This is a genomic window from Sulfidibacter corallicola (assembly GCF_017498545.1).
Taxonomy (GTDB): domain Bacteria; phylum Acidobacteriota; class Holophagae; order Acanthopleuribacterales; family Acanthopleuribacteraceae; genus Sulfidibacter; species Sulfidibacter corallicola.
Genome location: NZ_CP071793.1, coordinates 3,274,097 through 3,297,313, shown reverse-complemented (window position 1 = coordinate 3,297,313; position 23,217 = coordinate 3,274,097). Strand labels below are relative to the sequence as shown.

The window sequence follows — 23,217 nt, the reverse complement described above, 5'->3', positions numbered from 1 at the left end:
TGCGCGTTGGGAATTTGGTCCGAAATCTAGTAGAATAGAACTCTTCGCCTGATTTTTTTAAAGAACCATACTATGTCATGTGCATCGGATGTCACTAACGCTAGGTGTTCTCAGACATGACCGGCAGTCGTACCGGTGATCGAAATGTGGTGGTTCCCGCCGCGATTCGGTCTGTTTCTGGGGCCTTCGCACACCTGGGCCGCGATGCCTGATCATTGGGGTAACGTTTTGAAACTGTGCATCTTGCTTCCGGGCTCGACCGTCGAAGAACGGCGCGGATGACGCATCTTGGCAGCGGTTTGGTCCTGGCCTCCGTGAAAAACCTATGGATGTTTCGGGACAATAGTTATAATGGTCCAGATCACGCGCCAATATTAGGTCCCGGTTATCGTGATTTTCGTGGCAGTTCGCTCCTGGATGGGCGATCGGGTCGCTGCAATCAGACATCGGCAGTGAATTGACAAACGGGTTCGTGTTTTCGGTCCTGAATCCATCGGATGAAGACGGAAATGCACCGAATCGTTGCGGCACAAACGTCGAGGTTTGGTTTCGGAATGCTCGTTGCTCGAGTCGGATTCGGAAGTGCCGTGGGTTTTCGGGACGTCGTTCATTCTTTTGCCGTGTGGTTTTGTGGAGCAGTCCTCCGCTTTTTGTGGATGTTCCGCCTTTATACGCTCGAACAAGTGACGGATTTACATGTTGGAAAACCGGGTCAATGCACTCTCCGAGTTTCTCAAAGTTGTGCCCGAAACCCTATACCTTCGAGGTCGCATCTACCTCAGTCATTACAAGATCGAAGACCGTGGCGAACAAATCAACGCCAAGCTCCGTACCGAGGACAGCGGTCAATTGGACTTGCGCTTCGATTTCGATGACAAGGTCTACAACATTACGGGCGCCTACTGCAGTTGCGAAAACGCACGGCGCGGTTCGGTCTGCCAGCATATCTGCGGGCTCGCGGCGCGCCTGGTGGACGATCATCTGCTCAAGGGCAAGAAGCAGAACACCCTGGATTTCTTGGATAAACACCTCAATTTGCCGGCTTTCGAAAACGCCCAGTTTCGACTGACCGTCGACCTCGAGGAAAGTGCGACCTCTTTGGAGCCGGTGGTCAAGATCCGCAAGTTCATTCGCGAGGGGACCTTTGGTTCCGGACGCCGTTTCACCGCCAACGATTCCTACAAATTCACCCAGGGCGACCCTTCCGATCAAAACCTGCTCGACTATATCCGCACGTTTCGGCAGGTGTTTTTCTACTCCAATTACGAACCCCATCAGCGTTACAACTGGGGTTTTTGGCTGTCGTTGCTGGGCCATCCGCGGGTCGGCATCGAGGATCGGTCCATTCGGGTCAAGACCGCACAAATCAACCTGGAGTTGGTTTCCGGCGAGGACGAATACCGCCTCGTGGTGTCGCACGGTCCGGAAACGCCGCCCGATATCCGCTACTTCGAGGTGGACGGCGGCCTTTTGGGCCTCGACGTCAACAACGGCGAGCTCCTCGTGTGTCAGGTGGACAAGCTGCGGCGTGCGATCCTGCTGGAAGTGCACCAGTTCAAGCCGGTGATGAAGCGACCCGAGCTGTTGGACAACATCGCCCGCCTGGAACGGCTACAGGCCTACTTCGATTTGACGCTACCCGAAGATTTGGCGGGCATCATTCAGAAAATCGATCCGCATTTGACGTTGCTGCTCGACCTGCAGATGGGCAAGGGTTTCAGCATCAGTCCTCGCGTCGCTTACGAGGGGGCGGAGGCTCGCCTGGTGCCGGGGGCGCCGGGTCAATACCTGTCCACCGGCCGCGACGTGGTGATCGAGCGCGTGCCTGAACAGGAGCACGACCTGTTGCGCGATTTCCTGGATCGCTTTCCCTACGAAGAGGAACCGGATCGCAACGGCGAGATCGTGGTGGCCGATTTGGAACGGGCGCTGGTGTTGATCGAATGGTTGAAGGACCAGGACAGTTGGCGGCTGGAGTGGCTGCGTACCGAACCCCGCATTCACCAAATCGCACAGGTCAGCGGGTTGCGGGTGCAGGTGGATTCCAACGCCTGGCTGAAGATCCACTTGATGGCCGACGACAAGACCTTCTCCATCCAACACTTTCCCGAGGACGACTTTCACCTGGCCGGTACCGAGTACGTGGCGGTCGGCGAAGGCGAATGGATTCAGATCGATCAGCAGCTACGCCAGCAACTGAACCAGCTCAAGATGGCGGTCTACCAGGAAGACCAGGCGATGAAGCTGAAAAAGGCCGCCCTGGCCGTGTTGGCCGAAATGGAGAACCTCAGTTGGGAAGGCGATTCCAAATGGCTCGAGAAAATCGGTGAGTGGCGCGGCAAGAACGACGATAAATACATCCCCAGCAAGCGCTTGAAGGCCGACCTTCGCAAATACCAGGTCGAGGGGTATCGCTGGTTGCGACGCATGTCCGAACTCGGCGTCGGTGCCTGTCTGGCCGATGACATGGGCTTGGGCAAGACCGTCCAGGCGCTGGCGGTCCTGATCGACCGTATCAAGCAGGGCCCGGTTTTGGTCGTGGCGCCGGCAAGTGTCGGCTTCAACTGGAAGGAAGAAGTCCAGCGGTTCGCGCCCGATCTGCGACCGCTGCTGTATGCCGAAGGGCGCCGCAACAAGAGTCTTGCGCGATTGAAGGCCGGTGATGTGGTCATCATCAGCTACGCCCTGGTGCTCAAGGACATCAACAAGCTAAACGAAGTGCGCTGGGGGACGCTGGTCCTGGACGAGGCGCAGTTCATCAAAAACGCGCTTTCGCAGACGGCGATCGCCGTGTCCCAGCTCAATCGGGATTGGACGCTCGCACTGACGGGCACGCCCTTGGAAAACCATTTGGGCGAATTGTGGAGCATCTTCCGCATGCTGAACCCGGACCTTCTGGGTTCCTGGGAATCGTTCCGCAAGAACTACGTGGCGCCCATCGAGAAGGGGCGCGATCCCCAGAAACTGGAGAGTCTGCGGCGCCTGATCCGCCCCTTCATTCTGCGACGGACCAAGCAGAACGTGCTCGAGGATCTACCCGAACGTTCGGACATCATTCTCAAGGTGGAACTGGGCGATGCCCAACGGGCCAAATACGAATCCGAGCGGAATCGCGTCCTCAGCCAGTTGGACGAGGTCGACGAGAAGATCCGCTTCAAGTTGTTGGCGGCCATCACGCGCCTGCGCCAGATCGCCTGCCACCCCGGCCTTTGCGAGGAGCGTTACAAGGGCGACTCGGCCAAGCTGAAAATCTTTTCCGAGTTGGTGGAAGAGTTGGTCAGCGAGTCCCACCGCGTGTTGGTGTTCAGCCAGTTCACCTCGTTCCTGGCCCTGATCGCACGCGAATTGAACCGCATCCACGTCCCGCACGTCATGATGACCGGCGAGACACCGGTCAAGCACCGGCAGGCGATCATCAAGCGCTTCCAGGAGGGCGAGGTCCCCATCTTCCTCGTGTCCCTGCGCGCCGGCGGCACCGGGCTGAATCTCACCCACGCCAACTACGTGATTCACATGGACCCCTGGTGGAATCCGGCGGTGGAGGAACAGGCCACCGACCGCGCGCACCGCATCGGGCAGACCCAGGCCGTGACGGTCTATCGACTGGTGGCGAGCAATACCATCGAGGAAGCGATCCTCAACATCCACACCCGCAAGCGCGACCTGGTGCAGAGCCTGCTGGAGGGACAGGAAAGCGTGAGCAAGCTCAGCATCCAGGATCTGGTGTCGTTGATCAAGGGCCAGGAATTCGATTGACGCCGGTATCCCGGCGACTTCGAGGAGATGTCGCTTGCGATCGTTTCCGGTGTCGAGCGGGGCGGACGGCCGGGTCCGATCTATCATTGAAAAAAGGATCGGGGTTCCTATAATAGACAGATTGTCTTGAACCCCGAAGATCGAGGCACCGCGTCGACGACGACGTCACCATTCTTTTGAAAAATCAACTCTCGGAAGGGCTTGCGCCTTCCGGTGTCCCGGGGCCGCCGCGGCCCGTTTCGCCCATTCGTTTCGGGGTTCCTCAACGCGTCAGCGATACTCGACCGCGGTCGGGAGATGGGAGGAGTCGATTTGTTTTTTGAAGGTTCGGAGAAAAAGGTCGAAATATTCCTGAAGCCGGATACCGCCGCGTTGCGAAGGCATCCGGACATAGACTGGAACCTGGTGGTGGCCAAGGCCAACGCCACGGTGCTCTCCACCCTTTCCAACGCCCATTGCGATGCGTATCTGTTGAGCGAGTCCAGCCTGTTCGTGTACGACCACCGGGTGATCATGATTACCTGTGGGACTACCTCCCTGGTTTCGGCCGTGGAAGAGATGCTGCGCACCTTCCAATCCGAGGACATCGCCTTCATCACCTACGAGCGCAAGAACGAGTTGGCGCCGGAAGATCAACCGAGCGACTTTATCGAGGACGCCGATCGCCTGCGGCAATACGTGCCCGGCGAATACTGCCGATTCGGCAAGGAAAACGGCCACTTCGTCACCGTGTTCTACTATGGTCCCGACTGCCAGCCCGTCCCGGGCGATATGACGCTCGAAATCCTGATGCACGACATCGACGAGAGTGCGACCCGACTGTTCTCCCAACCCGACGTGCCAAAGTCCGAACTTTACGGGGCGAGCGGAATCGATCGAATCTTCGAGGGATTCCAGGTGGACGATTTCATCTTCGATCCGATGGGCTATTCGCTCAACGCCATTCGCGACAAGGAGTACTACACCTTTCACATCACGCCTCAACGCGAATGCAGCTATGCCAGCTTCGAAACCAATCACCTTTTCTCCGGGGATATGGAAGCGGCCTTCGAGCGGGTGCTCTCCATCTTCAATCCCAAGACCTTCACCACCGTGTTCTTCGAGCACGAAGGCGTCGGGTTCCCGTGCCCTGCGGGATATCGCCTCAACCAAGAGAAAACCAATGTCATTTGCGGGTTCAACGTGCGCTTCGCCAACTACGGCAAGGCCTGAGCCGAAGATGGCGCTTCCTCGATACGGAGCGGGCCAGGCAGGCCGGCGGCGTCCGCATCGATGAGGCGCTTCGAAAACACAAGCGAGTGTCGATCTCGAGCGGCACTTCTACGAGGATAGGTTCATGGAAGTCAAAACCAACGACACCCAGTCTCCCCTGGATATGTGGGTGGAAGAGAATATCGAAAACATTGCAGCCAACAAATTTCGCGTGTTGGAATCCATCTACAGCAAACGCAGCCGTTTTCAGCAGGTCGATTTGGTGCGCACCAAGGGCCACGGCCTCATGCTGTTTCTCGACGGCCTGGTCATGTGCTCCGAGCGCGACGAGTTCGTCTATCACGATATGATCACCCACGTGCCCATGTTCGTACATCCCGATCCCCGTCGCGTGCTGATCATCGGCGGCGGTGACGGCGGCACGGCGCGCGAGGTCCTGCGACACAAGGGTGTGGAACACTGCACCATGGTCGAAATCGACGGCGACGTGGTCGACGTCTGCAAGGAGTATTTTCACCAGACTTCTTGCTCGCTCGGCGATCCGCGCCTCGATCTGCGCATCGAGGACGGCGTGCGCTTCATGGCCGAGACCGACCAGAAGTTCGACGTGGTCATGATCGACAGCACCGATCCGATCGGGCCGGCCACACCGCTGTTCGGCGAAGCTTTCTACAAGGATGTCCATCGCGTGCTGGCCGAGGACGGGATCGCGGTGGCCCAGGGCGAATCGCCGTTCTATCAAGCCCAGGCCCAGCAGGCGATTCTCCACAACGTCCGGACCGCCTTCAGCCATACCTATATGTATAACTACTCAAATTTGTGCTACCCGGGCGGCCTGTGGTCGTTCGTGATGGCCACCAAGGGTCTGGATCCCCTGGCCGATTTCGACGAAGCTCGGGTGGCCGCTTCCGGCCTGGAGTTCCAGTACTACAATCCGGCCCTGCACCGCGGCGCTTTCGCGCTGCCGGAATTCCAGCGTCGGTTGTACGAAGGGCTGGTCACCCCCTGGCGCGACTGAACCAGTTTTGTCGGTTTTTTTCGCCGGAAGGGCTTTGTTTTTGACAATGGAAAACTCTTGCTCCTCCGAATGCGAATAAAGGCATATGCCGGGCCGCGAGGCTCGGCTGCATCGCCAGTCTTTAAAGGCTCGGTTTCTCTCACGAGTTGCCGAGCCTTTTCTATGTTCTGGAATAACTCGTTTTGAATCCAGCGGAAAGCGAGAGATGACCCGGATGGAGTGAGCCCTCTCGGGTCGTTCTGGTGGGGGGGTCGCGAGGCGCGGCGTGCGTCGCGCTATTCGAACCCCGAGTTGGGCCCGGCTGCCATGGCGCAAAAAAAAAGCACACCAAAAAGGTGTGCTTCAGGTTGACTGAACCAGGGGAAAAAAGCCGACATGGATCATGTATCCATCACGAGCGTGTGTCGCGCCATCCCAATCCAGTATCTGAGGTTTCGTTCGATCTCAAGCGACCGGAACGACCGTGATCTTGATTTCCGCGGTAACTTCGGAGTGCAAACGAACTTTGGCGGTGTATTCGCCCAGTTCCTTGATGTGGGGCAATTCGATGTCGCGACGTTCGACTTCGAAGCCTTTGTCGTTCAACATGCGCGCAACTTCGTGAACGGTGACCGAGCCGAAGAGTTGATCGTTTTCGCTGGCGCGCTTTTCTACTTGCAATTCAACTTCGTCCAGTTTGGCCTTGGCTTCTTCGGCCACGGACTTGGTTTCGAGGAGCCGTTTCTCGTAGTTGCGTTTCTCGATTTCGAGCTGCTTCTTGTTGCCTTCGGTGACGGCCACTGCCAATTTCTTGGGCAGCAAGAAATTGCGGGCATAACCGGGAGCGACCTTGACCACGTCTCCGCGATTACCTAACTTGACCACGGCTTCTCTGAGTAAAACTTCCATGCTGGTGATTCCTCCATCAAAAATCGCGGCAGGCACGAAATAGGGACATTAGCAGAGTTATTTCAAGTGGTCAAACTCTTTTTTGGCCCGCAGCGGCCGAATAGGTACCGCCCGTCACGACTTTTCCGGCTTCCCGCGCGGCTTTCGGGCGGGTGTGTGGTTTGTGGTTGTGCCAGAACCATTCTTTCAGCAAGCGCGTGTAGCTGTAGGGTTCGACGCCGCGTTGGCGGAAAAATCCGCCCAGCTCCCGGTTCAGCGCCTTGAGATTGTAGAAGGGCACCGCGGGGAAATAATGGTGCTCCAAATGGTAGGAAGACCACAGGAACAGGAAGTTCCAGACCGGGTTCGGTTGGATGAGCGTGCTCCATTTGGCCGGGTCGTCGGGGTCGATGATGTAGTGTTGGCCCAGGCGATTCAGGGTGAAGGCGGCGGGAAACACGAAAAAGACCGGCAGGACGTAGGCCTTCAGCGCAAAAACGGGCGACAGGTAGAGGAAGCAACCCAAGACGCTCAGGTGGAAGCCGATGCTGAGTTTGCGTTCCCAGGCGATGCGCCGGAGAAGTTCGGGTTCGTAGGTCGCCTGCGCCTTTTTGGCGGCGCGGAAGTAAATCGGGTAGAGCGCGGGTGTGCAGTAGAGGAACTTGTACCAACGCGCATTGCGTTTGGGCGAGAGGTGGGCCCGTTTGGGATCGTCCGTGTCGCTGCCCAGTTGGAAGTGGTGGTCCATGTGCCAGCGGTGGAACTGGGATCGGGCCAGGCCGGACAGGACGCTGTAGAGCAGGCCCAGTTTGGGGGTCAGGTCGTAGCTGTCCTTGTTGAACACGCACTTGTGAACGACCTCGTGCAGCAGGACCGTGAATGAGAACACCACGAACCCCTGCAGGACCGCGGCGGGAATCCAGACCAGGGGCTGATCGCCGAAGTGGTAGATCAGGATCGGCATCAGGATCAGCAACAGCAATTGGCGGCCGGCCACGAAAAAGTGGTACCAGGGGCGTTTGACGTGCAGTCGTTTGAGCGTCGGGGCGGGAATCGCCTGCTTCAGCTCGCGATTGAGCGCGCCGGCGCGTTCGTAATAGTAGGATTTCGTCATGGGCCTCGTGTCGCTCCCGCAGGATGGATCGCGCTCCGAATCCGGACACCGCTGGGATCGGAGAACTTCTCCCATTATGCGGCCAGACCGGCGGCGACGCAAGTTCGCCCCCCGCCGCATCGCGCCTTCGGTGCCGGGCGGATCGACCTTACATCGCCGAATCACGAGTGTGATTTCTGACACCAGCGTCGTCGTGAGGACGGTGAATGGAACCCCCGTGCGCTATGTTTAGTGGTGAATACGGCAGCCGGCTTTTTATCACTGCCATCTGAAGTTGATGTCTCGACTGCAAATTTAGCGCTGATCCATCTTGATTTCACAAGAGTTATCAGATACGGCCGGGTCTTTCGCGCTCAAACCGGTCGACATACGTTACAATCTCGTTGTAATTCCTTTCTGCTCGGGGTGGTTTCGGACCATGGCCAAACGCGCGAATCGCTTTCTCAGAGATTCTGAGGAAAGTGTCGATACCCTAGATTTGCAAACCGTCAATCCGGAAGCGCGAACTTTGCCCTACATCGTGGTGTTGGCGGGTGATTCGGTGGGCCGTGTCATCAAACTGGAACCGGGGCGTGGCATGGTCGCGGGGCGAACGCGCCGGTGCGACATCTATTTCAATTGCGAGAACATCTCGCGGGAACACGTGCGCTTCGACATGGACGAAAGCGGTGCCACCGTGCTCGCCGATCTCGAGAGCACCAACGGGACCCTGGTAAACGGGAAGCGCATTTCTTCGGTGACCCTGGAAGACGGGGATCGCATCTGCATGGGCAACGTGATCCTCAGGTTCTCGCTCAAGGACGACCTGGAATACGATCTCCAGCAGGAGCTCTACAACAAGGCCACGCGCGATCCCTTGACGAACGCCTACAACAAGCGCTTCTTCATGGATTACATGAAGAAGGAGTTCGCCCATCACCAGCGCCACGAGAAACCGCTTTCGGTGGTCTTCTTCGATCTCGACGATTTCAAGCGACTGAACGACACCTACGGTCACCTCACGGGCGATTTGGTGCTCAAGTCCCTCGCCCGAGAAATCAGCGATGTGCTGCGCGAGGAAGATGTCTTCGCCCGTTTCGGCGGCGAGGAATTCGTGGCGCTGTTCCGCTTCACCGCCCACGACAAGGCGATGTTGATCGCCGGCAAGCTGTTGGACGTGGTGCGCAAGCTGGAATTCGCCACGCCGATCGAGTCGTTCAAGGTGACCGCGACCGCCGGGGTGGCGACCTACGACGGCAGCAACATGGACACGGCCGAAGAGCTGTTGCGCTGCGCCGACGATCACCTGTTCCGTGGCAAGGCCCAGGGTAAGGACCGCGTCATCGGGTTCGACGTTTCGCGCAACTGACCGCTCAGCGCTTGGCTGCCTCTAGCCGCGGTGCCGTTCAGGGTCGTGGGCATGGCCGCGAGACGGCGCGTTTTCGCTTTTGACGTGCACGGCGGCCAAGAAAACGGCATAATCGGCACCGCCGTACCGCGGCGTGCAAAGCCTCGGAAAAGGGGAGGAACTCGTGATCGTCACCTTCATGATCGCCTTGTGCATGGGATTTGCCGCCGAGGCGACCCCGCCCGCCGCGAGGACCGCGAGTGGTCGCCAAGCCACCTCACCGGACTCTCCCGCGCCGGGCGCCACCCAGTCCGAAGCGCTTCGAGCCTTGCCCTGGGTGTACTTCGTGGATGCCTCCATGCTCAACGCCGAACGCAACGGGTTGGTCCACGGCAGGCACGTCCTGGTCAATCGCGAAGGGCGCGTCGAGTTGATCGCCGACAAGCCGATCACCGCCGATGCGTCGATCCCCCGCGTGCGAGGGGCGCTTCTGCTGCCGTACCTGGCCGATGGGTACAGTCTGGTCCAGGAGCGTGGATTGGGTGGCGACGAAGATGTGAACGAGGACAACCAAACGAAAATGGCGCGGTACTTGGCCAACTTGGGCGTCGGCGCCTTTCGCGATCCGATTTTCCCGCGAGGAGGCTTGTCGGCGACCTGGTCCCATCAGGAAGTCTATGCCCAACATGGCTATCTGGATTTGCCAGGCGGGCCGGGTGAAGCGTTCAACCTGATCGTCAAACCCGAGGACCGGCCGGAGGACGTCGCCGCGCGCCTTCCGGCCTCCGGTCCGGTGACCCTGTGGTGGTCCCAGGCCGGTACCGACGCCCCCGTCCCCTGGGTCGCCGGGCTCGAGCGGGCGGAACGGCTGATCGCATTTTTTCGCGCACAGGGCCGCAAGGTGGGTGCCTATATCCAGGACGCGGCCGCCCCGGACCTTCAGGTGGCCCTGACGCTGCCCTTCGATTTCTACGAGGGCATCCCGGACCGACTTTCCTCCAGCGATCTGACGGCGATGGGTTCGGCAGTCTGGCTGCCGCTGGCCGGTTTGAACGATCGCCGCTACTGTGCCGCCTTGCTGGAGGAGCGGCTGCCGCTGCTGGGCGAATACGGGTTGTATGACGCCGCCGTGCTCGCTCGGGTCCACGGCCGGCTCGACGAGGTGTACCGCCGCATCGCCGACCGCTGCGGCATTTGGCGCGAACGGCGCGAGCAGGTGCTCGATTGGGTGCGTCGTTGGCAGAAGGAGGGCGGCAAGCTGGCCGTCGGCTCCGGCGGGGGCCACCTGTTCGCCTTTTCCGGCGACGTGCGCGCCGAACTGGACACCTGGGCGGCGTTGGGCCTGCCGGTGAGCGACATGTTGGTGGCCTGCTATCGCCATACACCGCAACTGCTGGGCTACGATGAGCCCTATCTGCAGCAAGGCAAGCTGGCCCATTTCGTGGTCTATCGCGGAGACGGCACCTGGACGCCCGAAGCCTGGCTGAAGCGGGTGGGGACCCGTGTGGACGATCGCTTTTTTCAGGGCGAGCGCCTGCCCCAACCCTGATTCGGCTCGCCACGACGCCTCGCTTCGGCGGTACCCGTCGCCGGCTCCCTGTTCGAACGCCCCATCCTGGAGGAACTCATGCCCGAATTGCCCGAAGTCGAAACCGTCGTCCGTGGCCTGGCTCCCGACCTGATCGGTCGAAAAGTGGTTTCGGTTTGGACCGACTGGCCCCGTGCGCTCGACGGAAGCGAGCCCCATCTCATGGAATCGGCCCTGGACGGTCGCCCGCTGCAGCGCATCTTTCGACGAGCCAAATACATCTGTCTCGATTTCGGCGGTATCTACGTCGTGGTCCATCTGCGCATGACCGGACGCCTGTACCTGAGTCCGAACCGCTCGGGTGACGACCGTTGGGTTCATGTTTCGCTCGGCCTCGACGACGACCGCTACCTGGCTTTTTCCGACTCGCGCAAGTTCGGGCGCGTCAGCCTGTGTGACTCTCTCGATTTTCTCGAACGCAAGTTGGGTCCGGAACCCTTGGAGATGAGCGACGATGCGTTTTCCAACCTGTTTCGCGGCTCCACCCGGGCCATCAAGACCTTTCTGTTGGATCAAAGCAAAATTGCCGGGATCGGCAACATCTACGCCGACGAGGCCCTGTTGCGGGCGGGCATTCATCCCTTGACGCCGGTCGACCGGATTCCCCACAACCGGGCCCGGCGCCTGGGGCAGACCATTCGCGAGGTCTTGGATGCGGCCATCAACTACGAGGGGGCCAGCATCAGTTGGTATCGCAAACCCGACGGAAGCCAGGGCGAGAGTCAAAAGCACTTTTGGGCCTATGGTCGCACCCACCAACCCTGCAAAGTGTGCGGCACCACCATCGAACGTATCGTCGTGGGTCAACGGTCGACCCATTTCTGTCCCAAATGCCAAAAAAAGCCCCGCTGATCGCAACCGGAGCCACAGGTGAATCCCGCGAACCGAGCACTGCCGGTGTTGTAGATCTCGTGTCGTGAGAGGGGCTTGGCTTCGTACTCCGCGCCCGTGGCTCTGGTTTGGTTCCGCTCGTGCTAGAATGACTCGCCTTTGGATGGGCACAAGGCTAGAGGTGGCGCATGCTGCGATTTCTGAAGATCGAAAACCTGGCGGTCATCAACCAGGCCGAACTCGAGTTGGGCGATGGATTCATCTGCCTGACCGGCGAATCGGGCGCGGGTAAATCGGTCATCATCGACGCGCTGTTGTTGCTGGGCGGTGGCCGCGCCTCCAGCGATCTGGTGCGTACCGGTTTCGCGAAAGCCGTGGTCGAAGCCGAGTTCGAGGTCGATACGCCACAGGACGATCTGGATCTGCTCGACGGATCCCAGCTCTTCCTGCGCCGCGAGATCAGTAAGGAAGGCAAATCGCGATCCTTCGTCAACGGTACCCTGGTGCCCAATGCGGTACTTCAGAAATATAGCCGCCTGGCTTTCGAGATCCACGGCCAACACGGCCAGCAACGCCTGCTCAAGGAAAAATACCATCTCGACATTTTCGACGCCCAGACCGGGCTCGGCGAGCAGGCTCAGGCCTTCGACCGCCGGTTTGCCGCGTTTCGCAAGAACCTGAAAACCTACTGGGAGCTGCGCGACGGCGAAGCCCAGCGGCTGCGCGAGATGGATTTCCTGAAGCTTCAGATCAAGGAAATCGAAGCGGTCAATCCCAACGAGGACGATCTGGATCTGGATCAGCGGCTCAAGGTGGCGCGCAACCAGGAACAGATCCGCGCCGATCGATACGCCCTGAATTCCCTGTTGGGCGACGACCTGGTGCCCGGCCTGCGCAAGGCCCAACGCCTGATCGATCATCTCACCGAATACGAACCGACCCTGAAGCCCTACCTGGAGCAGATCGAGTCGCTTTCCTACACGCTCCAGGACCTTCACGGCGATACCGCCGGGGACTGGTCGAGCGACGATTCGTTGGCGGAACTGGAAGACCGCGAATCGGCCCTGAACCGGTTGTTCATGAAGTACGGCCGCGACGTTCCCGAAGTGTTGGCGGAACTGGCGCGGCTGCGTGGCGAATTGGAGAGCCTGCGCAACAACACCGAGGGTCTCGACGATCGCTGGAAGACCCTGGTCGCGGATTACCGCGAACTGCACGAAGCCAAACGACGGTTGCAGGCCACCAGGGACAAGGCCGCGACGACGTTCAGTGCCACTATCGCCAGGGAACTGGCCGAATTGCATCTCAAGGGGGCCGGCTTCCTGGTGGACAACCATTGGGACGAGTGGCCCGAGGAGCTGTCCGAAGCGCGCGATGTGGCCCTGCCCGGCCTTCGGTTCCGTTTCCTGTTTTCCGCCAACCCCGGCGAGCCGCCCAAATCGCTTTCCAAGGTCGCCTCGGGCGGCGAACTCTCGCGCGTCATGCTGGCCCTGATCCATTCTTTCCGCCGTCGCCAGGGCCTGCTGTTGGTCTTCGACGAAATCGACGCCGGTCTCGGCGGCGAGACCGTGCACGCCGTCGGCGCCAAGCTGGCGTCGCTCGGCAAAAACCATCAGGTCATGTGCGTGACCCACTTCGCCCAGGTGGCCCGCTTCGCCGACGAGCAGATCAAACTGGAGAAAACCGTGAAAGAGGGACGCACCTTCACCGCTCTCGTGATGTGTGATTACGAACAGCGAGTGGCCGAATTGGCACGCCTCATGGGCGGCGACGCCAACGCCGAAAGCCTGCGCGATCACGCCCGACAGTTGATGGCCCAAAACGTGTGAGGCACCGGCGGGGCGTGACCTGAATCAGATGCGAATCCTTGGACGGCTGTGTTAACATGCGGTGCTTGAAAGTTGGTGATGATTTCTTTGATCGGCATTTTGCGGTGATGGATCGGCGCCATTCGGTTTTTTCGAATCGCAGTCACCCACGGTGGTCGGGCGCCACGAAGAAATGTCGACCGGCGATGTGCCCGTTCGAGAAGGTCGCGTTTGTCGCCGCAAAAAAGCACCCGTACTTTGTAGAACATCCGCGAATGCGATACGTCGAGATTCATGGATTGAGATTATTTGAGGCGAACTGAGGCTAACATGGCGCTTGCGATTTTCCCTGGATCGTTCGATCCCATTACCAACGGCCACATCGACATCATCGAACGTGCCCAGAAAATGTTCGATCGGGTCATCGTGGCCGTTTTGATGAATTCCGCAAAAAAAAATCCCCTTTTCACCATCGAGGAGCGGCTGACCCTGATCCGTCGCTGCATCGATTCGGATCGCGTGGAAGTGGCCAGTTTCGAGGGGTTGCTGGTGGATTTTGCCGAGAAGCGCAAGGCCAGCGTCATCGTGCGCGGATTGCGCGCGGTTTCCGATTTTGAGTACGAATTGCAGATGGCGATGATGAATCGCCAACTGAACGACGAGATTGAAACCGTCTTTCTCATGCCCAAAACCGTCTACTCCTACTTGAGCAGCCGCATGGTGAAAGAGGTCGCCCGGTTGGGTGGTGATATCGGGACCCTGGTCCCGCCGCTCATCGACGAGGCGTTGAAAAAGAAATTCAAAGGCGAACCGGTGTTGGGTTCGGAGGATCGATGAATTACCTGGAACTATTACTCGAGGCGAGTTTCATCTCCAAGCTCGTGTTGGTGGCGTTGATTTTCTTTTCCATCTCGTGTTGGGTTTTGATCGTTCAGAAAAAAATCCTGTTGACCAAGACACACAAGGATACCGAGCACTTTTTGGGGCTGTTTCGCAACTCGGCCCGCTTCTCCGAAGTGAAATCCGCCTGCTCCAAGTATCCCTTTTCCCCGCAGGTCGGCCTGTTTCTCGCGGGCTTCAGCGAATTGCAGTTCCAGTTGAAGCACCAGCCCGCGGGCGATAAGGGCAGCCAACCCAAGGTTCGCAATCTGGAATCCATCAACCGCGTGCTTCAGCGCGCCAGCTTCGTGGAACTCACCAAGTTGGAAAAGAACCTCAACATCCTGGCGACCACCGCGTCGGTCGCTCCCTTTGTCGGGCTGTTGGGCACCGTCTGGGGCATCATCGAGGCCTTCAGCGACATCGGTGAACAGAAGTCCGCCTCCCTGACCGTCGTGGCGCCGGGGATCGCCGAGGCCCTGATCGCGACCGCCGTCGGCCTGTTCGCCGCCATTCCCGCCGTCATGGCCTACAACTACTTCATCAATAAAGTTCGCCTGGTGTCGGGAGAGATGGAAGATTTTTGTCTCGAGTTCCTCGGCATCGTAGAGAAGAACTTCACCTGATTCATCTCGAGGAGAGACGGTCTTGGCATTTTCGTCGGGGAAAGGCCCCAAGGAGTCGATGAACGAAATCAACGTGACGCCGTTGGTCGACGTCATGTTGGTGTTGCTGATCATCTTCATGATCTCCGCGCCGCTGCTGCACACCGGGGTGGAAATCGATCTGCCGCGGGGGAACCTGGAGCTGGAAGTCGACGAGAACAACCTGATTCTCAGCATCAAGAGCGACGGCAAGACCTATCTCAACGAGGAACGGCTCCATCCGGAGCTGATCATGGACAAGGTCAAGGCCGCGGTGGAACTCGCCAAGAACAAAACCGTCTACATCGAAGCCGACAAGAGCATCAAGTACGGCGACGTCGTGGAGATGCTGTCGAAGTTGCGCGAATCGGGAATCGAGCGGGTCAGCCTGATTACCGAACCTCTCGAATCCGGGAAATAACGTCATGTCCGATGCCAACCCGATCCTCGGTTACTACAAGGTCGACCGATCCAATTACGGCCTCAAGATCGGCGTGATTGTTTCGATCGTGTTGCACGTGCTGGGATTGGGCGGCCTGGTGGTACTCAGCCAAACGGCCGAGGAACGCTTCAAGCCGACCAACGCGATGACGGTCCAGTTGGCGGGACGACCCGCCGCCAGTTCCGGAAAGAAGAGCAAGGCACCGGTTGCCGGTCGCACGCGCAGCAAACCCAAAACCCAGAAAAAGGCGCCCAAACCCAAGCCCAAGGCCCCGGCCAAGAAAAGTGTCGCCAAACCCACCGACGTGGGCCTGAACCGCGACAAGCCCAAAAAGAAAAAAACCGCCGAGAAAAAGCCCAAGACCAGTACCGAGAGCAATGCCAAGCAATCGCGACGCAAGCCCGATCCCAAGCCGGCACCGGTGGAACAGCCCAAGGACAAGGCGCCCATCGCGCGCGGTGGTTTCGGTGGCGACGACAAGAGCGGTCTCTCGTTCGAGGTGGGCAACACCGAGCAGGTCGACACCTCCGACATGGAGTGGCAGGCGTACTACCGCAACGTCTACACCCAGGTGTCGCGGGCCTGGTCGCGCGGTTCGGTGCGGGCCGGGGTGACGCGGGTTCGGTTCCATATCCGTAAGGACGGTTCGATCGAAGGCATCGACGTGGTCATGACGTCGGGTCGTTCCTATTTGGACAGCCGAGCCAAACGCGCCGTTCAGCGCGTCGAGGGATTGCCGCCCCTGCCCCAAGGGTTTCGCGGCGATCGACTGATCATCAATATCGATTTCGATTACACGAACGAGTGAGTGTATCCCCGTATGGAAGATCCAATCCGTGAATTAGGTAACAAGTGAGGCGCGTGAAGCGCACGCCGTATCCGGCGTCGTGGATCGGGCATCGGAAGACCAGGTCAATCGATGGAAGTGATTTCGAGGAGTATGAATATGAAACGGTTGTGGATGGGCACCCTGTGCCTGTTGCTGTGTAGCGCGGCCTTCGGTCAGGACAAGGAAATCGTCATACGGCTCACCGGTGAGACGGTCAAGACCGAAAACATGGCGGTTCCCGATTTCCGCCTGGAGTCCAACGATCCCGACTACGCCAAAGCGGTCCAGACGTTGGAACGGGTGCTGCGCGACGACCTGGAGAATTCCGGCGTATTTCGCATGCTGGCTCCGGAGCGCATGGCACTGGTGGGCGATCCCCACGCGGGGCCGATCAAGTTCGACGAATGGTTGAGCATCCAGGCCCAGTTTCTGGTCACCGGCAGGGTGAAGCGCGGCGATGACGGTGAAATGCGCGTCGAGGTCCGCCTCTACGAGATCTCGTCCCAGGGCCAGATCCTGGCCAAAGCCTATCGCGGCAAGCCCCGCCTGTCCCGCAAGATGGCACACGTCATCGCCGACGAGATCATGTACCTGCTGAAGGGTCGGCGCTACGCCACCTCCAAGTTGATCTACGCCCGTGAGGCATCCAACAGCGTCAACCACCGTATCCTCAAAGAGCTCTACATCATGGATTACGACGGCGAGAACGCCTTGCCGCTCACCAAGCGCGGCATCTCCTTCGCCCCGTCCGCGATTCGCAAGGGACGCGACACCCTGCTGGCCTACAGCGTGTTCGAGCGGCCCGGCACCATCGATGCCACCTACGGCATCGCGTTGAAGCCGACCCTCGCAAGCCGACCCAGGGCCCTGTTTCGCGAGGAAAACCGGCGCGCATCCTCGCCGGCCCTGTCGCCCGATGGCTCGCGCATCGCCTTTTCCATGGCGACCGACGGCAACGTGGACATCTACGTCATGGGCCTGGACGGAACCGACGCCTACCGGCTCACCCGCCATCCCGGAGTGGACACCAATCCCACCTGGTCACCGGGCGGCCACGCCATCCTCTACACCTCGGACCGCACCGGGACCCCGCAGATCTATCGCATGGATGCCGACGGGCTCAACAACCAGCGCATCACGCGGGAGAACCCGTACAACGACAGTGCGTCCTGGAACCCGGTTCACGACTACATCGCCTACGTGAGCCGGTTCGACAACGATTTCGACATTTTCATCATGGACCTCAAGACCGGTAGCAACTATCGGGTCACCAGCCGCCAGGGCAGTAACGAAGAGCCCTGCTGGTCGCCCGATGGCGAGCAACTGGCGTTTGCCTCCAACCGTACCGGGCAGTGGCAGATCTATGCCGTCAATCTCAACGGCATGAATCTGCGGCAGATCACCCGCGAGGGGGACAACCGCAGTCCCGTTTGGGTTGCCGGCGATTGAGGTTCCCTGTGTGCGATCGGCCCAAGGGTCGGTCGCGACCTGCCGCATGTGGGGGAGATCCGGCATGCGGTACGTACCATCGATCGTGACCGCCGGATTGTGGCCGGGCTCGCCGAACTTCTCTTTTTTTGTTCACACTTGGGCTCTGTCACAGGGCGGTCAACACGGCGCCGAACCTGGGAAAAACTGTTGACGCGTCTAGCAATTCCTTCTAGGCTCTTACAGATATGTTTCCATATTTTGGCGATGCGTGAAGCGAATAATTCAGAGTGCAAATAGCCGGGAGGGAAAAGACTCAATGAAGCGCTGTTTATCCATTGTTCTGATTGCAACCCTTTTGTTATCCATGATTGCCTGTTCCAAGAAAAATGACGACATCCCCACTCCGACCGAAGCCCCCCCCCAGGTTGAGGAAAAGGCTGAAACCATTTCCGAACAACCGAAGCCGGAGGTTCACGTCACCGAGGAGCCCGAAGAGATCAATCAAATCGATCCTTCTTCGCTGAACTTGCAGGATGTCTATTTTGACTTCGACAAATTCGACCTGCGGTCTGACTCTCGTGAAGCTTTGACCCGTTACGCGGAGGTTCTCAAAGCCAACGGCGACGTCAAGGTCCTGATCGAAGGTCACTGTGACGAGCGTGGCACCGAAGAGTACAACATGGGCCTCGGCGAACGTCGTGCCTCGCGAGTTCGCGACTACCTGGTTTCGCTCGGTATCGACTCCAGCCGTCTGAAAACCATCAGTTACGGCGAGATGCGACCCCAGAACCCGGGCCACAACGAAGAAGCTTGGGCTCTCAATCGTCGCGCCCATTTCAAGCTTTCTCGATAATCGATGTCCCCCGTGGTGGGCCCCTGCCACCACGGACCTCATCTGATCGATCATACATTCCTTTGGAAGCGTAAGAGACGGATACGGATTCCGTCTCTTTCCACGTTGGAGGTATCTCCGGTGTACAGACGTTTATGGATCGCCCTGCCGATATTGCTGATGGTGGCATGTGGCGGGGAAGAGGAACGCCTCAAGATGAAGCGCGACATTGCGGATCTGCAGGAACAGATCTACGCGCTGGAACGCAACCAGGCCAAGGCCCGCGAGGAGCTGGACCAGGTTGTGGTCGAACTGAAGAAGAAAGTCGAGGACCGCAGTTCCCAGGCAGAATTCCAGGACCAGTTGTTCACCATCAAAGACGGCATGGCCCAATACGAGGCGCGCATCAACGATCTGGAATACAAGTTGACGCAACTGCGGCGGGCTTCCACGGACGTGGTCGCCGGTGGCGATACGGCCACGGAACCGACCACCGACACCGGTGAGCCCGGTACCGAGGCTCCGGAAGTCGTGCCTGGCGAAGACCTGGAGAGCATGTTCAACCAGGCCCGTCTCGATCTCGACCGCGGCAAGTTCACCGTGGCGATCGACGCCTTCCGCGAAATCGTCGAACAGTTCAGCCAGTCGCCGTTCGCCGAAAGTGCCCAGTACTACCTTGGTCGCGCCTATTTCGATACCAAAGATTGGGTCCAGGCCATCGACAGTTTCGAGACGGTTCGGCGCAAGTACGGCAACGGCAACTATGTACGCCAGGCGATGTACTACCTCGGCCAATGCTACTACTACCGCAACAGCCACTCGAAGGCCATTCTGATGTTACAGGAGCTGATCGAACAGCATCCCGGCACCCAGGAATCGGAGTTGGCCAAGCAGTTTTTGAAAAGGGCCGGTTATCAGAAGTGATCTGACCGCCGGCGAATCGTCTTAATTCAGGCAATGGGGTCCGCTCTGGCGGGCCCTTTTTGTTTTTTGGCGCGCGGTCCAAGCACTGGCGCGGGGAGGGTTCCATGAGCAAGAAGGACAAGGTGTCGCATGGTCGCTTGCGTATCAATCGCGGTACTTTGCGCGGGCGATACCTGAAATTCGCCGAGTATCCCGGTGTGCGGCCCACGTTGTCGCGCGTGCGCGAGGCGGTGTTCAACATCCTGGCCGATTATGCCGAGACCCACGGGTTCGTGGACCTGTGCGCGGGGTCCGGCGCCATGGGTTTCGAGGCCTGGAGCCTCGGATTCGATCCGGTGTGGCTGCTCGATCAGCAGGCCGAGGTCATCGCCATGCTGCGCGACCAGGCGGAATCGCTGGATGCCAAGGTGGTCCTACAGCGCCAGGACGCCCAGCGGTTGGCGCGGCGCGGCCTACCGGACGGCGCCTGGGTGTTGTATGCCGATCCGCCCTATCAGGTGAAGCGTTTCCACGAAAAGATGATGAAGCGCCTGTCGGAATGCGCACAGGTACACGAGGGTTCGCTCTACGTGGCCGAGCAGGAGACCCTCAAGTTCGTCGAGAAGGCCGGCGTCTTCGAGCTGGTCAAGAGCCGGAAGTACGGCCGCGTGCACATCGGCGTATACGCCAAGGGCGCGACCCCAGTGGAGGAGGAGTCCGAGGACGAGGCCGGGTGATCGGTTCCGCCAAAATGCCTTTGAGGCCAATCTTGGGCGGGGCCATGCGCCGGCGAAGGGTGGTCGCGGGCAATCCAGGCGGGATGGCCACCTTTCCTGTCAACCCATCCATGGATGGTCGATCGTCCCGGGCCAATCCTGAAGGGATGGCAAACCTTCCACCCCAACCCATCCACGGATGGATGTCGTCCCGGGCCAATCCTGAAGGGATGGCCAAATCCATGTTTGGGCCACCATTCATAAAAACGCGTGCCGTAGGCACGCCACCAGCAGGCGTCCTGTAGGGACGACACATTACAGCGAAGGGTTAAGGAGGCAGCGCCGACGCAACCCTGGTTCTTTGGAGTGCCCGAACCCCAGCCCCAACGGGGCGGGACTACGAAGCGTCCCTCGCCGAGTTCCCTTTACCTTCGAAGCCCTTGGCGGAGCCGCCCCGTTGGGGCTGGGGTCCAGGAACCCCGAACAACCAGGGTTACGGTGCCTCCGGCACCTCACCCTTCGCTGTATTGTTTCACCCCTTCTGGGTGCCCGCTGGTGGCGTGCCTACGGCACGCGTTTTTATCTAGTAATGATCCCAACACAGGGCTGGCCATCCCTCCAGGATTGGCCGCGAACGGTGACCATCCAAGCATTTGGTCGATGGTGAAGGATTACAGTTGCGGGCCTCCGGTTGGTCGCGAACAACGACCGACCAAGCATCGGGTTGGCCCGGAGCGGGAGCCTGTCCCGTGGCACGTCGTGAGCCGGACTCACTCCTCCACGCCGTGCTTTTCCTTCAGGGCTTCCAGCGCCGTGTTGATCTCTTCCCAGGCCGCGTATTTGGCCTCCAACGCCGATTCGAGGTTCCGCTTTTCCTGGTCCTTGCCGCGAACTTCGGCGGGATCGGTCTTGGCGAAATAGTTGGGATCCGAAAACAGGTCCTTGATGGCTTCGAGTTGTTCTTCGAGGCCCTCGACCTCGGCTTCGATCGCCTTGTTCTTCTCTTTCAAGGGCTTGGCTTCGGCATTGAACACCTTGCGATTGTCCGACCGTTTTTTGCGGTTGGCGTCGCCCGTCGACTTTTTCTTCTTCTCGCGCTTTTCGGCCTTCTTCTCGGCGCGCAGGTCCACCTGGTAACTCAGGTAATCGGCGCCGACCTTCTCGAGGAACTCGGCATAGGTGCCGTCGAAGAGATCGATGCCCTCGGGACGAATCTCGAGAATCTTGGTGGCCAGCCGGTCCACGACGTAGCGGTTGTGGCTGACCAGCAGGACGGTGCCGTCGAAGGACTCGATCGCTTCGACCAACGACTCGATCGCCTCCATGTCCAGGTGGTTGGTCGGTTCGTCCAAGATCAGGACGTTGCCCTTCAGCAGTACTAGCTTGGAGATCACCAGGCGGGCCGCTTCGCCGCCGGACAGGGCCGAGGTCTGTTTGTGCACGTCGTCGCCGGAGAACAGCAGGTTGCCGAGCGTGCCGCGAATGGCGCCGATCGTCTCGCCGGGCGCGAAGCTGTACAGCCACTCGTAGAGCGAAGTGTTTTTGTCCAGGGCCTCGCCGTGATCCTGGGAGAAGTACTGCGGGTAGGTTTCGTGACCCCACTCGACGTGGCCCACGCTGGCCTCCAACTCGCCCACCAGGATTTTCAGGAGCGTCGACTTGCCTACGCCGTTGGGGCCCAGGATGGCGATCTTGTCGTTGCGGTAGACGTCGAACGTGACGTTGCGCAAGACCTCTTTGTCGCCGAAGCTCTTGCCTAAATCCTTGATTTCCAGGACCTGTTTGCCAGGAGGTCGGCAAGGGGTGAACTGGATGCGCGGAAAGACGCGCGAGCTGTACCGGGGCGCCTCGATCGTCTTTTCCATGCGTTCGATCTGCTTGGCCTTGCTCGACGCCTGGCGGGCCTTGGAGGCCTTGGCCTTGAAGCGCGTCACGAACGCGTTCAGTTCGTCGATGCGTTTTTCCCGCTTTTCCGTTTCGATCTGGCGCATTTCTTCGTCAAGCGCCTTCTGCTCCAGGAACTGGTCGTAGTTACCGGTGTAGAGCTTGGTGGTGCCGTAATCCACGTCGACCATGTGGGTGCAGACCGCATTCAGGAACTCGCGATCGTGGGAGACCACCAACACCACCGCGCGACAGGTATTGAGATAGTCCTCCAGCCATTTGATGGAGTAGATGTCCAAGTGGTTGGTGGGCTCGTCCAGCAACAGCGCGTCGGGGTCGCCGAACAGGCACTGGGCCAACAGGACGCGCAGCTTGTAACCACCGGAGAGCACCTTCATGGGCTGGTAGTGTTTTTCGGTGGGAATGCCGAGGCCTTCCAGCATCTCGGCGATGCGCGCTTCGGCGGCATAGCCGTCGTGATCGGCGATGATCTCTTCCAGTTCCGCGATGCGGTGAATGTCGGAATCGGGATCGTCCAACAGGACTTCTTTTTCTTCGAAGGCGTTGGACAGCACCGGCTTGCCCTTCATGACCACTTGCACGATCGGCACGTCCTCGAAGGCGAAGTGGTCCTGGGTCAGGGTGCCCAGGTTGATGCGGGTGGGCATGGTGACGTCGCCACCGTCGGCGGTTTCTTCACCGGTGACCACGCGCAACAGCGTCGATTTGCCTGCGCCGTTCGCCCCCACGATTCCGTAGCGTTTACCGGGATCGAAACGCAGGTTGACGTCTTCGAAAAGAACCCGGGTGCCGTAGCGTTTGACGATGTTGATGAGATTGATCATGAACTGCCTCACAAGAACGGGTGCAGCCTGCGGCCGGATCCGAGCCCGATCGAACGGGATCGGCATGCTCGGGACGGCGCTGGAAGCACGCGGTATCGGAATCGTTGGGCCGCACCCATCGGCTGGGTTGGTGCCTGGCTTCCTTGGCGCGTTTTGCGGGGACCACCCGTATCTGGGGACGGGCTCGAGCCGGAAAACCGACGGGCGTTTCCGCATTTGCGGGGTGCTGGGTCGCGCGGCGCCTGCAATGTTAACAGAGCCTGACTTTCGGCGCCAGCCCGGTCCCCATCC

Annotated in this window: 18 protein-coding genes; 15 read left to right on the top strand and 3 right to left on the bottom strand. The window is 59.5% G+C overall.

Features of this window, described 5'->3' with window-relative positions; all coding sequences use genetic code 11:
• Positions 1 to 696: 696 nt before the first annotated feature.
• From J3U87_RS09335 to speE, 3 genes are all read left to right on the top strand, one after another.
• Positions 697 to 3,756: a DEAD/DEAH box helicase gene (locus J3U87_RS09335; RefSeq protein WP_237382775.1), complete on the top strand. Its 3,060-nt coding sequence runs from the start codon at positions 697 to 699 to the stop codon at positions 3,754 to 3,756.
• Positions 3,757 to 4,068: 312 nt separating this feature from the next.
• Entirely contained in the window at positions 4,069 to 4,968 is a 900-nt protein-coding gene (locus tag J3U87_RS09330) for an S-adenosylmethionine decarboxylase proenzyme (protein ID WP_237382774.1), read from the top strand.
• Positions 4,969 to 5,092: 124 nt separating this feature from the next.
• The gene (gene speE / locus J3U87_RS09325) at positions 5,093 to 5,986 is read left to right on the top strand and encodes a polyamine aminopropyltransferase (RefSeq protein WP_237382773.1); all 894 of its coding nucleotides are present in this window, start codon (positions 5,093 to 5,095) and stop codon (positions 5,984 to 5,986) included.
• A gap of 444 nt (positions 5,987 to 6,430) precedes the next feature.
• Here the strand turns inward: speE and rplI are convergent, their stop codons facing one another.
• Entirely contained in the window at positions 6,431 to 6,874 is a 444-nt protein-coding gene (rplI, locus tag J3U87_RS09320) for a 50S ribosomal protein L9 (protein WP_237382772.1), read from the bottom strand.
• 70 nt (positions 6,875 to 6,944) lie between these two features.
• Entirely contained in the window at positions 6,945 to 7,967 is a 1,023-nt protein-coding gene (locus J3U87_RS09315) for a fatty acid desaturase family protein (protein ID WP_237382771.1), read from the bottom strand.
• Positions 7,968 to 8,385: 418 nt separating this feature from the next.
• On the opposite strand from J3U87_RS09315, the gene J3U87_RS09310 reads away from it, so the two are divergent.
• From J3U87_RS09310 to J3U87_RS09255, 12 genes are all read left to right on the top strand, one after another.
• Complete coding sequence (locus tag J3U87_RS09310; RefSeq protein WP_237382770.1) at positions 8,386 to 9,315, top strand: GGDEF domain-containing protein; 930 nt, start codon at positions 8,386 to 8,388, stop codon at positions 9,313 to 9,315.
• A 163-nt stretch (positions 9,316 to 9,478) separates the two neighbouring features.
• Complete coding sequence (locus J3U87_RS09305) at positions 9,479 to 10,843, top strand: hypothetical protein (RefSeq protein WP_237382769.1); 1,365 nt, start codon at positions 9,479 to 9,481, stop codon at positions 10,841 to 10,843.
• Between the two features lie 78 nt (positions 10,844 to 10,921).
• Positions 10,922 to 11,734 (top strand): bifunctional DNA-formamidopyrimidine glycosylase/DNA-(apurinic or apyrimidinic site) lyase, encoded by an 813-nt coding sequence (gene mutM, locus J3U87_RS09300; protein WP_237382768.1) that lies wholly within the window; start codon positions 10,922 to 10,924, stop codon positions 11,732 to 11,734.
• 167 nt (positions 11,735 to 11,901) lie between these two features.
• Positions 11,902 to 13,542 (top strand): DNA repair protein RecN, encoded by a 1,641-nt coding sequence (locus tag J3U87_RS09295; protein WP_237382767.1) that lies wholly within the window; start codon positions 11,902 to 11,904, stop codon positions 13,540 to 13,542.
• Between the two features lie 309 nt (positions 13,543 to 13,851).
• The gene (coaD, locus tag J3U87_RS09290) at positions 13,852 to 14,358 is read left to right on the top strand and encodes a pantetheine-phosphate adenylyltransferase (RefSeq protein ID WP_237382766.1); all 507 of its coding nucleotides are present in this window, start codon (positions 13,852 to 13,854) and stop codon (positions 14,356 to 14,358) included.
• Entirely contained in the window at positions 14,355 to 15,026 is a 672-nt protein-coding gene (locus tag J3U87_RS09285) for a MotA/TolQ/ExbB proton channel family protein (RefSeq protein ID WP_237382765.1), read from the top strand. Before coaD ends, J3U87_RS09285 begins: the two co-directional genes overlap by 4 nt.
• A 22-nt stretch (positions 15,027 to 15,048) precedes the next feature.
• Positions 15,049 to 15,465 carry an ExbD/TolR family protein gene (locus J3U87_RS09280; RefSeq protein WP_237382764.1) on the top strand — a complete coding sequence of 139 codons (417 nt, stop codon included), beginning with the start codon at positions 15,049 to 15,051 and terminating at the stop codon, positions 15,463 to 15,465.
• A gap of 4 nt (positions 15,466 to 15,469) precedes the next feature.
• On the top strand, positions 15,470 to 16,294 hold the full coding sequence (locus J3U87_RS09275) for a TonB family protein (RefSeq protein ID WP_237382763.1): 825 nt from the start codon (positions 15,470 to 15,472) through the stop codon (positions 16,292 to 16,294).
• Positions 16,295 to 16,432: 138 nt separating this feature from the next.
• Entirely contained in the window at positions 16,433 to 17,764 is a 1,332-nt protein-coding gene (locus J3U87_RS09270) for a hypothetical protein (RefSeq protein WP_237382762.1), read from the top strand.
• A gap of 250 nt (positions 17,765 to 18,014) precedes the next feature.
• Positions 18,015 to 18,599 (top strand): peptidoglycan-associated lipoprotein Pal, encoded by a 585-nt coding sequence (gene pal / locus J3U87_RS09265; protein ID WP_237382761.1) that lies wholly within the window; start codon positions 18,015 to 18,017, stop codon positions 18,597 to 18,599.
• A gap of 120 nt (positions 18,600 to 18,719) precedes the next feature.
• Positions 18,720 to 19,502 carry a tetratricopeptide repeat protein gene (locus tag J3U87_RS09260; RefSeq protein ID WP_237382760.1) on the top strand — a complete coding sequence of 261 codons (783 nt, stop codon included), beginning with the start codon at positions 18,720 to 18,722 and terminating at the stop codon, positions 19,500 to 19,502.
• A 104-nt stretch (positions 19,503 to 19,606) separates the two neighbouring features.
• Positions 19,607 to 20,218, top strand: a complete 612-nt coding sequence (locus tag J3U87_RS09255) for an RsmD family RNA methyltransferase (RefSeq protein ID WP_237382759.1) — start codon at positions 19,607 to 19,609, stop codon at positions 20,216 to 20,218.
• Positions 20,219 to 20,967: 749 nt separating this feature from the next.
• On the opposite strand, the gene J3U87_RS09250 is transcribed toward J3U87_RS09255, so the two are convergent.
• Positions 20,968 to 22,926, bottom strand: coding sequence for an ABC-F family ATP-binding cassette domain-containing protein (locus tag J3U87_RS09250; protein WP_237382758.1), 1,959 nt, complete (start codon positions 22,924 to 22,926; stop codon positions 20,968 to 20,970).
• Positions 22,927 to 23,217: the final 291 nt, after the last annotated feature.

Excerpts from the sequence above, each read along its gene's own strand:
- J3U87_RS09335 (WP_237382775.1), top strand. The coding sequence starts at position 697 with ATGTTGGAAAACCGGGTCAATGCACTCTCCGAGTTTCTCAAAGTTGTG.
- speE (WP_237382773.1), top strand. The coding sequence starts at position 5,093 with ATGGAAGTCAAAACCAACGACACCCAGTCTCCCCTGGATATGTGGGTG.
- rplI (WP_237382772.1), bottom strand. The coding sequence starts at position 6,874 with ATGGAAGTTTTACTCAGAGAAGCCGTGGTCAAGTTAGGTAATCGCGGA.
- J3U87_RS09315 (WP_237382771.1), bottom strand. The coding sequence starts at position 7,967 with ATGACGAAATCCTACTATTACGAACGCGCCGGCGCGCTCAATCGCGAG.
- J3U87_RS09310 (WP_237382770.1), top strand. The coding sequence starts at position 8,386 with ATGGCCAAACGCGCGAATCGCTTTCTCAGAGATTCTGAGGAAAGTGTC.
- mutM (WP_237382768.1), top strand. The coding sequence starts at position 10,922 with ATGCCCGAATTGCCCGAAGTCGAAACCGTCGTCCGTGGCCTGGCTCCC.
- J3U87_RS09295 (WP_237382767.1), top strand. The coding sequence starts at position 11,902 with ATGCTGCGATTTCTGAAGATCGAAAACCTGGCGGTCATCAACCAGGCC.
- coaD (WP_237382766.1), top strand. The coding sequence starts at position 13,852 with ATGGCGCTTGCGATTTTCCCTGGATCGTTCGATCCCATTACCAACGGC.
- J3U87_RS09285 (WP_237382765.1), top strand. The coding sequence starts at position 14,355 with ATGAATTACCTGGAACTATTACTCGAGGCGAGTTTCATCTCCAAGCTC.
- J3U87_RS09275 (WP_237382763.1), top strand. The coding sequence starts at position 15,470 with ATGTCCGATGCCAACCCGATCCTCGGTTACTACAAGGTCGACCGATCC.
- J3U87_RS09270 (WP_237382762.1), top strand. The coding sequence starts at position 16,433 with ATGAAACGGTTGTGGATGGGCACCCTGTGCCTGTTGCTGTGTAGCGCG.
- J3U87_RS09255 (WP_237382759.1), top strand. The coding sequence starts at position 19,607 with ATGAGCAAGAAGGACAAGGTGTCGCATGGTCGCTTGCGTATCAATCGC.
- J3U87_RS09250 (WP_237382758.1), bottom strand. The coding sequence starts at position 22,926 with ATGATCAATCTCATCAACATCGTCAAACGCTACGGCACCCGGGTTCTT.